This window comes from Burkholderia humptydooensis (assembly GCF_001513745.1).
In the GTDB taxonomy this organism is placed as follows: domain Bacteria; phylum Pseudomonadota; class Gammaproteobacteria; order Burkholderiales; family Burkholderiaceae; genus Burkholderia; species Burkholderia humptydooensis.
The window spans coordinates 3010000-3022755 of the sequence record NZ_CP013380.1 but is presented as its reverse complement, the minus strand read 5'-3'; the positions used below and the strand labels follow the sequence as shown (position 1 = coordinate 3022755).

The 12756-nt window shown below is 70.6% G+C and carries 13 protein-coding genes and 2 pseudogenes; 4 read left to right on the top strand and 11 right to left on the bottom strand.

Annotation, left to right across the window (positions count from 1 at the left end):
- Positions 1-57: 57 nt before the first annotated feature.
- Positions 58-1230 carry a glycosyltransferase family 9 protein gene (locus AQ610_RS13500; protein ID WP_009911727.1) on the top strand — a complete coding sequence of 391 codons (1173 nt, stop codon included), beginning with the start codon at positions 58-60 and terminating at the stop codon, positions 1228-1230.
- Positions 1231-1380: 150 nt separating this feature from the next.
- Here AQ610_RS13500 and AQ610_RS13495 read toward each other — a convergent pair whose 3' ends face one another.
- Positions 1381-2145, bottom strand: coding sequence for a glycosyltransferase family 2 protein (locus tag AQ610_RS13495; RefSeq protein ID WP_006025031.1), 765 nt, complete (start codon positions 2143-2145; stop codon positions 1381-1383).
- A gap of 433 nt (positions 2146-2578) precedes the next feature.
- Between AQ610_RS13495 and AQ610_RS13490 the strand changes: the two genes are divergently transcribed.
- Positions 2579-2962 (top strand): RcnB family protein, encoded by a 384-nt coding sequence (locus AQ610_RS13490; RefSeq protein ID WP_006025032.1) that lies wholly within the window; start codon positions 2579-2581, stop codon positions 2960-2962.
- Between the two features lie 258 nt (positions 2963-3220).
- On the opposite strand, the gene AQ610_RS13485 is transcribed toward AQ610_RS13490, so the two are convergent.
- The 6 genes from AQ610_RS13485 to AQ610_RS13460 form a co-directional block, all read right to left on the bottom strand.
- The gene (locus AQ610_RS13485) at positions 3221-3814 is read right to left on the bottom strand and encodes an FUSC family protein (protein WP_009911728.1); all 594 of its coding nucleotides are present in this window, start codon (positions 3812-3814) and stop codon (positions 3221-3223) included.
- A 24-nt stretch (positions 3815-3838) separates the two neighbouring features.
- Complete coding sequence (locus AQ610_RS13480; RefSeq protein ID WP_006025034.1) at positions 3839-5101, bottom strand: MFS transporter; 1263 nt, start codon at positions 5099-5101, stop codon at positions 3839-3841.
- Positions 5098-6078, bottom strand: a complete 981-nt coding sequence (locus AQ610_RS13475; RefSeq protein ID WP_043282187.1) for a hypothetical protein — start codon at positions 6076-6078, stop codon at positions 5098-5100. Before AQ610_RS13475 ends, AQ610_RS13480 begins: the two co-directional genes overlap by 4 nt.
- A gap of 396 nt (positions 6079-6474) precedes the next feature.
- Positions 6475-6927, bottom strand: coding sequence for a carboxymuconolactone decarboxylase family protein (locus AQ610_RS13470; protein ID WP_006025036.1), 453 nt, complete (start codon positions 6925-6927; stop codon positions 6475-6477).
- 295 nt (positions 6928-7222) lie between these two features.
- Positions 7223-8116, bottom strand: a complete 894-nt coding sequence (locus tag AQ610_RS13465) for an RNA polymerase sigma-70 factor (protein ID WP_006025037.1) — start codon at positions 8114-8116, stop codon at positions 7223-7225.
- Between the two features lie 191 nt (positions 8117-8307).
- A complete protein-coding gene (locus tag AQ610_RS13460; protein ID WP_009917508.1) occupies positions 8308-9291 on the bottom strand; it encodes a LysR family transcriptional regulator in 984 nt (327 codons plus the stop codon).
- A gap of 108 nt (positions 9292-9399) precedes the next feature.
- Between AQ610_RS13460 and AQ610_RS13455 the strand changes: the two genes are divergently transcribed.
- On the top strand, positions 9400-10629 hold the full coding sequence (locus tag AQ610_RS13455) for an MFS transporter (protein WP_006025039.1): 1230 nt from the start codon (positions 9400-9402) through the stop codon (positions 10627-10629).
- A 102-nt stretch (positions 10630-10731) separates the two neighbouring features.
- Here the strand turns inward: AQ610_RS13455 and AQ610_RS38505 are convergent.
- From AQ610_RS38505 to AQ610_RS36045, 4 genes and pseudogenes are all read right to left on the bottom strand, one after another.
- Positions 10732-10803, bottom strand: a pseudogene (locus AQ610_RS38505) (lipocalin-like domain-containing protein); the annotation flags it as partial.
- A gap of 13 nt (positions 10804-10816) precedes the next feature.
- The gene (locus AQ610_RS13450; RefSeq protein ID WP_006025040.1) at positions 10817-11146 is read right to left on the bottom strand and encodes a TfoX/Sxy family protein; all 330 of its coding nucleotides are present in this window, start codon (positions 11144-11146) and stop codon (positions 10817-10819) included.
- 314 nt (positions 11147-11460) lie between these two features.
- A complete protein-coding gene (locus AQ610_RS13445) occupies positions 11461-11754 on the bottom strand; it encodes a hypothetical protein (protein ID WP_006025041.1) in 294 nt (97 codons plus the stop codon).
- Positions 11755-12117: 363 nt separating this feature from the next.
- The gene (locus tag AQ610_RS36045; protein WP_156436725.1) at positions 12118-12324 is read right to left on the bottom strand and encodes a hypothetical protein; all 207 of its coding nucleotides are present in this window, start codon (positions 12322-12324) and stop codon (positions 12118-12120) included.
- Positions 12325-12426: 102 nt separating this feature from the next.
- Here AQ610_RS36045 and AQ610_RS36830 point away from each other — a divergent pair.
- Positions 12427-12753 (top strand): annotated as a pseudogene (locus AQ610_RS36830) (chemotaxis protein).
- Positions 12754-12756: the final 3 nt, after the last annotated feature.

Here is a 12756-nt window from a genome sequence, read left to right as displayed (position 1 = left end):
CGAATTCGCTAAAATGTCCAGTCGCCCGTTCTTCAGGCTTTCACCGTGACCGTTCCGTTGACGCTTCCCCGGCCGCCGCGCACCATCCTCGTGTCCTGCACGCGTCGTCTCGGCGACGTGCTGCTGACGACGCCGCTCGTTCGGTCGCTGAAGGCGCGCTGGCCCGACGCGCAGATCGACATGATCGTGTTTCGCGGCACCGAAGGCGTGCTCGAGCACAATCCCGACATCCGGCGTGTGATCACGGTCGCGCCGCGCGCTCGGCCGAAGGAACGCATCGCCGACGCGCTGCGCATCTGGCGCAAGTACGATCTCGCGTGCGCTGCGATCAGTTCCGATCGCGCGCGCTTCTACGCGTTCTTCGCGGGCCGCTGGCGGATCGGACTCGTCGATCCTGAGCGGGTCACGCGGCTCACGCGGCTCATCCTGAACGGCATCGTGCCCGATGAGCACCGCGGCGTCCATACCGTCACGAGCAATCTGTCGCTCGCCGGCGCGCTCGGCGTGACGCCGTGCGCCGACGTCGTCGCGCCCGGCATCGGCGACGATCCCGCCGCGCGCGCGCGCTTCGACGCGAAGCTGTACGGGTCGTCCGCGCTGTCGCGCGACGAGCCGTATGTCGTGCTGCATCCGTATCCGATGTTTCGCTACAAGCAGTGGCACGAGGACGGCTGGGTCGATCTCGTGCGCTGGGCGCGCAGCCGGGGCTTCGCGGTTGCGTTGAGCGGCGGCCCCGCGCAGCCCGAGCGCGACTATGCGGCGCGGATCGCGCAAGCGGCGGGCGAGCCCGTGCTGAACATGGCGGGCGAGCTGTCGTTCGGCGAGAGCGCCGAGATGTTCCGGCGCGCGCGGCTCTTCATCGGCCCGGACACCGGCGCGACCCACGTTGCCGCCGCTTGCGGCGTTCCGACGATCGCCCTCTTCGGGCCGTCGAATCCGACGCGCTGGGGCCCGTGGCCCGCGCACTGGCCGGCCGGCAACGAGCCGTGGCCGCTGCGCGGCTCCGGGCGGCACGGCAACGTCCAACTTCTGCAAGGAGAAGGCGACTGCGTGCCGTGCAAGCTCGAAGGCTGCGACCGGCATCTGGACAGTTGGAGCCGATGCTTGACTGAATTGTCGTCGGCGCGCGTGATCGGCGCCGCGGCCGCGATGCTCGGACTCGATGCGGCGAGCACGCAGGCTGACATCGCGATGCCGGTCGACGTCAGCCGGCTCGGGGCGCGCAAGTAAGGCGGCCCCCCGGATCGGGTCGGTGTATCGCGGCGCGCCTCGACTTCGACGAAGCGATTCGTTCGGCTGCGTGTGATCGATCGGGCGTGGTGCGGATCACGCGTGCAGCGAGCGCATCGTGCGACCGTGCCGGCGCGGATTCTCCGCGCGTCAGTCGCGCCGCTTTTGCGACCGCGAAAATCCGAGCTTCAGGAAGCGGTAGTAGACCGTTTCGGCATTGAACACGGCGATCATGAAGCCCGCCCGTCCATCCAGGAAGCCACGCCGCAGCAGATAGGTGCGCACGAATGCCCACGCACCGCGTCCGAGCGCCTTCGCCAACCCGCCGCGCTTGCCTGCCGCGCGACGCTGTGCGGCGCCCGCGCTCGAATATGCGTCGAGCTTGCGCAGCACGGTTTCGAAATCTTCGTATGAGTGGTGAAGCAGCTTGCCGTCGAGCTTCGCGGACGGTCCGTCGAATACGAGGCGCTCGTGGACGAGATCATCGGAAAAGCGTGCCGCGCCTCGCCTGAAAAGCCGCGGCAGCCAGTCCGGGTACCAGCCGCTGTGACGCACCCAGGTGCCGCAGAAGCTCGATAGCCGGTCGAGCGCATAGACCGGCGCGCGCGGCGCGCGCATCGCCGCGCGAATCGATGCGGCGAGCTCGGGCGTGACGATCTCGTCGGTGTCGATCGACAGGATCCAGTCGGTGTCGAGCGCGGCCACTGCGCGATTCTTCTGCGGCCCGAAGCCCGGCCAGTCGGCGGCGACGATGACGCGCGCGCCGTGCGTCTTCGCGATGCCGACGGTCGTGTCGGTGCTGCCGCCGTCGACGACGACGATGTCGTCGGCGAACGACAGCGCGTCGAGGCATTCGGCCAGTCGGGCCGCGGCATTGTGGGCGATGAGGGCGACGCCGAGAGTGGGTTCTGCCATGAAAGCGGTGTCTGAATGCGAGAGGGGCGTTGAGCGGTGAGCGCGAGTATACCCGCGTGCCGCTGGGCGGCCGGCGCGATTGCGCAAGCGGACGGGGGCCGGCTTGCGGTGCGCGTCCGGCAAGGCAGTTGTGATCAGCGCGCCGGCTCCCGGCGACGAGCGACGATTCGAGCGACTCGGGCGGGGCAACCCTGAGAGATCGGAGGATCGATGGGGCAGACGAGCGGATGGCCGGAGACGGAAGACGGAGCTGGACCAGAAGACTGGTCGGCGAGGTCCGAGCAAGCAGCAGTGTCGCCGAATCGGCGATTTGAGCCGTCTCGGATTTTTTTGATCTCGACCCGCAATTTCCGGCGGATTCGGCGCGATGTGCTACCTTTTTCTATGCGCCCCGGCGCCGACAGCCGGTTGCGCCTTTTCACGGAGAGATTCGATGAAAGCACATCGTACGCTGTGGATTTCGATGCTCGCTGCCGGCGCGCTCGTGTCGTCGCTCGCCGCCGCCCAACCCCACGGCCCGGGCGGACCGGGCGACGAACGCCACGGGCCGCCTCCCGGCAAGCATGTCGGGCGCGATCACGGCGGATACGGCGACGACGGCGGCCCCCGTCCCGGCGAGCACCGCGGGGACGAAAACGCCGCGTGGCGCCGCGGAGATCGCCTGCCGGACGAATACCGGGACCGCCAGTACGTGATCGACGACTGGCGCGGGTACCGCCTGTCGCCGCCGCCGCGCGGCTATCACTGGGTCGGGATCGGCGGCGACTACCTGCTCGTGCGCATCTCGACGGGCGTCATCCTGCAGATCGGACCGTAAGCCGGCCGACGCGCGGTGCGCCGACCGCCGTTTCCCGCGAAATCGGGCGCAGCGGCCGATACGGGGGGGCCGCGCACATCCCGTTTCCCGGCCGGCTCGGATGCGGCTCGCGGCCGCCGCGCCGGCGAGGGCGGCTGTCTGTCGGAGCGTCGCGCGGGGCGGTGTCGTTCGGCACTGTTCAGCACCGTTCGACACCGCGCTTTCTTCGCGCGCCACCGCCGTTTTCACTTTTGCCGCATTCGCCCGTTCGCTGCGGCTTCAGTCTTTCGCGAACCAGCGCCGCTCGATCCGCGACATCGTCCAGCCGACCGCCATCGCGCACGCGGTGCCGAGCGTCACTTCGCCGAGCCGCACGAGCGGAATGTCCCACAGCGGGCCTTCGCCCGGAAACAGCAGCACGATCGTCGCGGTGATCGCGCCGAGCCGCGCTGCGCTGCCGACGTTCAGACACCAGCAGCAGATGATCGCGACCACGATCGTGACCGCGTACGCGACGAAGTGGCCGGCGCCCGTCGCCGCGCCCGCGAAGCCGATCAGTCCGCCCACCATCGCGCCGATGAACTGGTCGCGCGACAGGTTGATCGTGTCCGTGTAGTTGTGCTGCGTGACCGCGATCGCGGTGATCGCCGCCCACACGGCCTGCTCGGTGTGCAGCGCGCGGCCGATCCCATACGCGAGGCACGCGCCGCTCGCGGCCTGCACGGCCATCAGCGCGCCTTGCAGCAGGCGCTCCTTGAGCGACAAGCCCTTGAACAGGTCGAGCACTGATTCCTGGATCTGTCGGCGCGCGTCGTTGAATGCTTTGATCGTTTCCATCTCGGTCAGGCAAGGAGGGGGGAAAGCGCGCCGCACGCCGGTTCAGCGGCCGTCGGCGCGTCACTGCGCCGGCTCGGCGCTCGAGCGCTGCGCGTCTTCGGCGAGCGCCGCGTCGCGCGTCTCGGGCATCGCGAACCAGACGAGCAGCGTCGCGAGCGCGCCCGCGGCGGCGAGCCCGAAGAAGCTTGTCGCGTTGCCGAAGTGGTCGGCCGCGAAGCCGGCGAGCGCCGTGCTGAACGTCGCGCCGACACCCGCCGCGAGTCCGAAGAGCCCGATGCACAGGTTGTAGTGCCCCTTGCCGCCCGCGACATCGGCGGCGATGAGGGGCAGCATCACGCCGAACACGGCGGCGCTGATGCCGTCGAGCATTTGCACGGGCACGAGCAGGTACGGGCTCGACACGCCGGCGAACAGCAGCGCGCGCAGCGGCAGCGCGGCGAAGCCGAGCAGCAGGATCGGCCGGCGGCCCCAGCGCTGCGCGGAGCGTCCGACCCACGGCGAAAGCATCGCGACGATCGCCTGCGGGACGATGATGCACGCGGCGATCACGAGCTGCACGTTCTCGCCCATGCCCGCCGTCACTTCGCCCGCGGCGAGGTTCAGCATCGCCGCGTTCGACAGATGGAACAGCACGACGCACGCGGCGAAGATCAGCATCCGCTTGTCGCGCAGCAGCTCGCGCAGCGTTTCGTGCTCTTCGTCTTCATCGGCGTCGTCGCGCGGCGCGGATGCGCGCGGCGCCGCGTGATGATGGCGGTGCGCCGGCTCGATCATCGCGAGCGCGACGAGCGCGGGCAGCGCGAGCGCCGCCGTCAGCCAGAACACCGCGCGCGCGGAGAAGTACTCGCCCGTGAGTCCCATCAGGCCCGCCGCGATCGCGCTGCCGAGCGACGCCCAGCGCGCGTTGCGGCCGAGCCGGTCGCCGAGGCTCTCGCGGCCGACGAGCGCGAACGAGATCGCCGCCATCGCCGGCACGAGCATGCAGCTCGCGAACCCGTGGAACACCTCGGCCGCGATCACGGGCACGACGGTCGGGCTCGCGGCGAGCAGCACCGCGGACAGGATGATCGCGGCGATCGCCCACGCGGCCGCGCCTTTCTTGTTCTTCAGCGCGTCGACGGCCGCGCCGCCCGGCACCTGGCTCACCATCGCGCTGATGGTTCCGATCGACAGCACCATGCCGATTTCGCCCTGCGTCCACTTGTGCGACGCGAGATACGACGCGATGAACGGACCGAAGCCTGTCTGCACGTTCGCGACAAAGAAGTTGAGCCAGTCGAGGGCGCGCAGGCTACGCGCGCTGACCGCATGCCGGACCGTCATTGTTTCGCACCTGCTCGAGCGGTTGCCGGCGCGGCGGCGGGGGCGGCTGGGGTGGCGGGCGAGACGGCGAGGATCGGCTTGTCGCCGGCGTAGGGCGGCGACGCCCTCAGTTGCGCGTCGTTCAGGTCGAGCAGCGCGCGCAGCGATTTGTCCTTCGGCGCGAAGCGCAGCGCCGACCAGTTCGCGGCGATCGTGTGCCGATCCGGATCGACGAGGCCGCCGACGTCGAGCACGACCGCCTGCGGCTGCGCGTCGTGACCGATCAGCACGTCGACGACGCGGCCGACCTTCGTGCCGTTCGGGCGCTCGATGTCGGCGTCGATGATCCGCATCTGGCCGGGCTCGGCGCCTGCCCGCGTCGAACCCGTGAGCGGCACTGTCTTCGGGCGGTCGGCGGGTTGCAGCCGCGCGGTGGCCGGCATGTCGAGGACGATGGGCTCCTGCTTGCCGCCCGGCGTGAAGCGGAACAGCTTCCACGGGAAGCTGACCTTGCGGTCGCCGACGCCCATGAAGCCCTGCAGGTTCACGAGCATCTCGCGCGGCGCGCCGTTCGCGTCGGCCGTCATGTCGACCGCGCGGCCGATCACCTTGCCGCCGCGTCGCACCTCGCTGTCGAGGAGCGCGTGCACCTGGCCGCGCTCGATCGCGCGCGTCGTCACGAGCGGCGCGGGTGCCGGCGCGGGCGCAGGAGGCGGCGGCACGGCGCGCGCGGGCTTTTTCGGCGGGGCGGCCTCGCGGTGCGGTTTCTTCGGCGGCGTGGTCTCGACGGGCTCGGGCGCGCTCGCCGGCTCGGGCGCGGCGACGGGCTCGCTCGCCGGCTCGACGGGCACGGCCACCGCTTCGACGACGGGCGCGGGCGCCTGCGGCGCGCGGAACAGCGCGCAGCCGGACAGCGCGAGCGTGGCGAGGACGACGGGTGCCGCGGTGGCGACGGGACTGGGGAGACGGAAGGCAGAACGCGGGAATCCGCCGCTCATCAAGAAATACTCCATGGACGGGGGCGGGCCGCATGGGCGCGCCGCTGGCGATGATGGCTGACGCCCGAAGGGCATCGCGGGAGGACAGAGTTTAACCTGTGAAGAATACGGGCCGGAAAACGGCGCCGCGCGACGGGCCGGGGTGGGCGTTCGAATCGAATGGTACGCCCGCGCGGGGCAGTTGGAGTGAATGGCTGAGTTGGCGACGGTCAGCGCCGCGGACGGCGGGTGCCGGGAGAATTTTTTTGTCTCTTGTTCGCTTTGCCGCTCGTCGTTTGGCGTATCCCGCCGGGCGGTTGCGTTGCGGGCGCGGGCGGCGCGGCGGTGGCCGCCGTCGCGACGGCGGCCGGGCCCGGCATCCGGCGGGGTAGAGGCGACGCGTCGCCCGGCGTCCGCTTACGTCGTCTCCGGAATCGGATTCCTGAAGCTGACGTTCAGCAGATTCCACGCGTTGATTGTCGCGATCGCGAAGCCGAGCTCGGCGATCTCGGCATCGGAGAAGTGCGCCTGCAACTGCGCGAACGCCTCGTCGCCCGGGTCCGTGTGCGGAATCCGCGCGACGCTTTCCGCCCATTGCAGCGCGGCGCGCTCGCGTGCGTCGAAGAACGGGGCCTCGCGCCAGCCGGCGACCGCGTTCAGATGCCGCTCGTTCACGCCGAGCTTCACGAGATCGCGCCAGTGCATGTCGATGCAGTACGCGCAGCCGTTGATCTGCGAGACGCGCAGGAACACCAGATCGACGAGTTGCTTGCCGAGCGAGCCGCTCCACACGGTTTCGGACAGATGGAGCAGCGCGTTGAACGGCTTCGATGCGAGCTTCGGGTACGGAAGGCGGGGGGCGTGCGCCATGATCGGTTTCCTCTGAAAGCGGGGCCGCCCGATGCGGCCCTCTCGCCTACAAGACGTGGCGCGTCGCGCGTTTGTGACAGGGTGTCGCGAGCATGCGTTGCCGGTCGGTGTGGCGCGGAGCGAAATCGTTGGCCGTTCGGACGATGGAGCGGTTTCCGATGCACGCCGTACCATGCTGAGTACGAGACGAGACCAAGCGTGGCGTGGAGGGGCGAGACAGGGAGAGCGAGTCGTACCGAGCCGGGCCGTGACGCGCCGGAATGTGATCCGCGCAGCGCGCGCCGCGCCACGCGCGTCACGCATGGCCGGTCGGAATATGCGCGAGCTTGTCCGGATTGCGCACCGCGTAGATCGCGACGATCCGTGCGCCATCGGTGACGAACGCCTGCGCCGATTCGATCTGCCCGTCGATGAAGCGCAGCAGGCCAGGCTCGCCGTTGATCTGCGCGAGCCGGTACTCGACCCGCCCGGCATGGCGCCTGCCGACGACCCAGTACAGATTCGCGATCCGGAACGCGCCGCGCAATACCTTGAAGAACGACGGCACCTTGCCGCCGCCGTCGCCGACGAGCTCGACATCGTCCGCGAGTAGCGCCTGGATCGCGCTGCGCTCGCCGCTTGCCGACGCCTGCGCGAAGCGCTCGACGAGTTGCCGGTGCCGGTCGCGCGACACGTCGAAGCGCCGGTGTTTCTGCTGCACGCGCATCGATGCGCGGTGGACGAGCTGGCGGCAGGCGGCCTCGCTCTTGTCGAGCAACTGCGCGATTTCCGCGTAGTCGCGCTCGAACGCCTGGCGCAGCAGGAACGCCGCGCGTTCCTCGGGTGACAGGCGTTCGAGCACCCACAGCAGCGCGACCGACAGGTTGTCGGCGAATTCGGCCGCGGTCTCGGGCGTGCGCTCGTCGACGTCGACGAGCGGCTCGGGAAGCCACCAGCCGACGTAGGCGTCGCGCTGTGCTTTCGCGGCGCGCAGCCGGTCGATCGACAGCCGGGTGACGACCGTGACGAGCCACGCCTCGGGCGAGTCGAGCGCGTCGCGGGCGGCCTGGTGCCAGCGCAGCCAGGTGTCCTGCAGCACGTCTTCGGCGTCGGCGCGCGTGCCGAGCATCCGGTACGCGATCGAGAAGAGGCGCGGGCGTAGCGCGGTGAACGGTTCGTCGGGCGGCGCCGGGCGGGAGGTTTCGGTCATGTTCCTGGGGTTTGCTGGACGGGCTGCTTGAAAGACTTGCGGTTCGAAGGGTTTGAAGCGTTCGAAGGATCAAGACGAAGCTGGCGGCGTATTTGTGACAGCGGCAGGCGCGGCGATGCCCGAAGGCCGTCGCCCTTGAACTGCTGCGTTCGGCTTCGGCGCGCCGTTTCGCGTATGCAGGGCGCTGGCAGTCATGTCGCGTGCGAGTCGTCGTCCGATGCCGCGGCCGGCCCGGCGGGCGGCTCGTCCTCCGTGCGCCGGCCCGCGACGGCGAACAGCGCGCTGCGCAGCCAGCGATGCGCGGGATCGGCGTGCAGCCGCGGGTGCCACGCGGCGGCGAGCGTGAAGCCGTCGACTTCGACGGGCAGCGGCAGCAGATCGAGCCGGTCGGCGAAGCGCAGCAGGAAGCGCTCGGGCAGCGCGCACACATAGTCGGTCGCTTCGAGCACGAGCGGCGCGAGATGGTACTGCTGCACCGACACGGCGACGGCCCGTGAGCGTCCGAGCGCGCGCAGGCGGTCGTTCATGAAGCCGTGCAGGCCGCCGCCGTCGCCCGATACGATCACGTGGCGAAGCGCGCAGTACGCGTCGAGATCGGGGGGCGCGAGGCCGCGCGGATGTCCGTTGCGCTGCGCCATCACATAGCGCTCGCGCAGCAGCGGGCGCGCGATCGTCGCGCGCGGCACCGCGAAATCGGCCGCGATCAGCAGGTCGGCCTCGCCGCGCTCGAGCAGCGCGCCCGCAGCGTCGGCCGGCGCATTGCGGAACGCGAGGCGCACGCCCGGCGCGTGCGTCGCGACGTGCCGCACGAGATCGAGGCCCGCCATCACGAAGCCGTTGTCGCTCGCGACAATCTGGAACGTGCGCTCGTCGGTCGCCGGATCGAATGCGGCGCCGTGGCGCAGCGCGGCCTGCAATTCGCGCAGCGCGCCGCGCAACGGGCCTTGCAGTGCGAGGGCCCGTGCGGTCGGCACCATTCCGCGGCCGTTCTTCGCGGGCAGCAGCAGCGGATCGCCGATCAGCTCGCGCAGCCGCGCGAGCTGCGCGGACAGCGCCGGTTGGCTCAAATGCAGCCGCGAGGCTGCGCGCGTCACGTTCGCCTCTTCGAGCAGTACGTCGAGCGCGGCGAGCAGCGCGAGGTCGGCGCCGCGCCATTCGGTCGACATATTTTTCATGTAAATGGCTCCAATACGAAGAATCGATTTCAAATATACCAACGGGATGCGCAGACTGTCGCGAGACGCGGCTTGGGTGGCCGCGACCGGACTTTCGAAGGGCATTCGATGAAGACACACGAAACCGAGCGTCATGCGCTACGGGCGCTCGCGAGCGCCAATTTCGCGATGGGCAGCATGTCGTACGGCGTGGTGGGCGCGCTGCCGTCGCTGGCCGCCGACTGGCGGATCGCGCCGGGGCGCGCGGCGCTCCTGATGGCGGCGTTCTCGATCGCGTTCGCGATCGGCGCGCCGGTGCTGCAAATGCTGATCGGGCATCGGCGGCGGCGCGGCGTGCTGATCGCCGGCCTGCTGACGACGTCGCTCGCGACGCTCGCCGGCGCGTTCGCGCCGAGCTTCGGCTGGCTGCTTGCGGCACGGATCGTCGCGGGCGTCGGCGCGGGCGCGGTGAGCCCGGTTGCGACGGCGATCGGCGCCGGGCTCGCGCCGGCCGAGCGGCAGGGCAAGGCGCTCGCGATCGTGTTCGTCGGCGTGACGTTGTCGAGCGTCGTCAGCGCGCCGCTGTCGGCGTGGGTCGCGCAGGCGCTCGGCTGGCGTGCGACGTTCGGCTGGCTCGCCGCCGTCGCGCTCGGCAGCGCCGCGTGGATCGCCGGCACGGTCCGCGACGCGTCGCGCGGCGAACGGATGCGAGCGGGCGGGCTCGTTGCGTTGCTCGCGCGTCCCGCGACGGCGGCGGGCCTCGCCGTCGTCGTGCTGCAGACGGGCGCGTTCTTCTGCACGTACACGCTGATCCTGCCGCTGTTGCATCGGCGCTTCGGCGCGAGTGCGGGCGAGGGCGCGTTCGCGCTCCTCGTGTTCGGCGTGACGGGCATGCTCGGCAATCTCGTCGCGCAGCGCGTCGCGCGGCGCTGGTCCGCCGAGCCGCTGCTTGCCGCGGCGATGGGCGCGATGTTCGCGGTGTTCGCGGGCCTTGCCGCGCTCGCGGCGACAGGTTTCGGGGGCGACGCGCGGTTTGCCGCGGCGCTCGCGCTGCTCACGCTCTGGGCGCTGATGCAGGATCTGTTCTATCCGTCGCAACTGCGGCGCGTCGTCGGCCTCGAGCCGCATTACCGGGGGATGGCGCTCGCGCTCAATTCGTCGGGAATCTTCGCGGGCATCTCGCTCGGCTCGGCGCTCGGCGGGCGGGTCGCCGACACGTGGGGCGTCGGCCTGCTCGCGCCGGCATCGGCGGCGCTGACGGTCGCCGCGCTGATTGCGTTGGGCATTTCGCGGCGGTATGCGGTGGTGTCGCGCGCGAGTACGGCCGCGCGCGCGGCGGGCACGCGGGCTGCCGGATGACGGGCGAATCGGCGGCGGCGCGAGCCGGGATTCATTGACGGTCCCCGCTCGTCGCGCGATGTCATCCGTTCGGCGTCGTGCGCCGCCAGACTAGCCGCGTTACGTGCGTCCCGCCTGCGCGTATTCGGCGGGCGTGCCGCGATACGGATCGCCGCCTGAGAACGGCGCGGGAGACGGCGCGCGCATGCTACTTCGGGGGCAGCGAGCGGACGAACGCGAGCGCCGCGTCGATCAGGCTGCGGCGCAACGCGTCGTTGCCGTACGCGTCGGGCGCGGCGCGCACCCAGCCCAGCATCGGCCTGCCGCGCGAGATCATCCGGACGATGCCCGGATGCTTCAGCGCCCAGCCGTCGTTGCCCTTGCCGAGCCTGACGAGCATGCCGTCGTCGCGCGCGGCGCACAGCAGATGGCCATCGAGCAGCCACGCCCAACCGCCGAACATCGCTTGCGCGACGACGTTGGGTTCGAATTTCAGTTCGTCTTCGACGAGCGCTTCGAGTCCGGGATCGCGGGCCATCTGACGTTTTCGTTCCTGGTGGCGCAGTGTGCGCTGGGGGCGCCGGCGAGCGTCGTGGTTTAACGGCGAAGCCGGGGGCAAGCGATGTCGTCTCGGGCGGTTGACGAAAGAGCGGTGCTTGCCGGCGACGCGCGGCGGGTGATCGATGACCGATAGTGAACGGTGAACCGCAAAGGGCGACCCCATGCCGGCAGCCCGATGCCGAAGGTGAATCCGCAAACGCCGCACGTCAAGCGTCAGCCGTCACCGAACGCCGACGCCAGAAGCCGGCGACGCCGGCATTGCCGCCGCGCCGCGCCGCTTGTCGCGCGGCATCAATAGCCGTGAGTGACGAGCGACAGCACCGACAGATCCGGATGCGTGCCGTCGACGATGCTGCGGCCGATCGACACCGCCTCGTGGAACGCCTCGTCGGCGCTGCGAAAGCTCTCTTCGCCGTCCGCGTGAAACGGCACCGTGTGGCCGGGCAGCGTCGGATCGGCGCCCGGATGGCACACGTAGCCGGCGTACGTGTAGCGGTTCGCGTCGGTTTGCGTTGGGGCCGGCGACACGTGGATCTCGAAGCCTTCGTAATCGACTTGTCGAGACGGAAGCGGCGGCTCGGACATGGCTGTCTCCCAGGCTGCGCTCGGCATGCACTGCGCCCGTCGCGCGGCCGTTTTTTCGTCGTTGTCCTTTGAAGGAAATTCTAGGCGATGCGCAGCGCGGCGGCGTGTGCGGCGCAGCGTGTGCGACGTGTGCTGCGAAGGAGACGAGGAAGGCGAAAGGCAACGAGGTAGCGCAGGCCGCGAGGCCAGCATGGGCCGCGAGCGCCGCCGTCACCGCGAACGCGTCGCTGGCCGCGCGCCGGTTGCCGTCCGGCCACCGCGCGGCCGGCCGGTCGCACGCCCCGGCCGCCGCCGCAGCACGCGGCACGTCGCTTGCTGCGCGACGGATTCGTTCACTGCAGGAGGTGCTATGCGACCCGAATTTCATCGAAGCATGTGGCGAGTGGTCGCCGTCGGGGTGACGACGGCCGGACTGGCGATGACGATGGCTTCGTGTTCGAAGCAGGGCGGCTCGAACACCGATTCGAGCTCGACGGGCGGCGCGACGGGCGGCGTGCAGCCCACACCGATGGCGCCGTCCGGCAGTTCCGGTGCGGCGCCCGGCGGCGCATCCGGCGGAGGTTGATCCACCGAAGCGCGTCGGCCGGGCGCGCGGCGCAGGCAACGCGCACGCAAGGCGCACGGCGCGCCCGGGCCGGCGCACGATTCGCCCGATCGACAGAGGGCGGCGACATGAGCAGCACACCGAATCCGGACGACGAGCCGCACCAACCGGACGAGCGTCCGTCGGCGAGCGACGACAGCCGTTCGCTCGGCCCGAGCGATTAGTCGGACTGCGGTAGCGACGTTGCGGGGGCGAAGCAGTGGCCGTGCGACGTCGACACCGGGCTCAACCATCACGCGCCCGAGACGGGCGACGAAGAACTCGAAAGCGACACGGACCGCGGCGGAATGGGCGAGCGCGCATCGGCGGACGGCGACTTGACGTCCGACGACAGCGCGGACATCGTGCCGGACCGCACGGAGCAGGTGTCGCGGACGAAGCGCGGCGAAGACTGAACG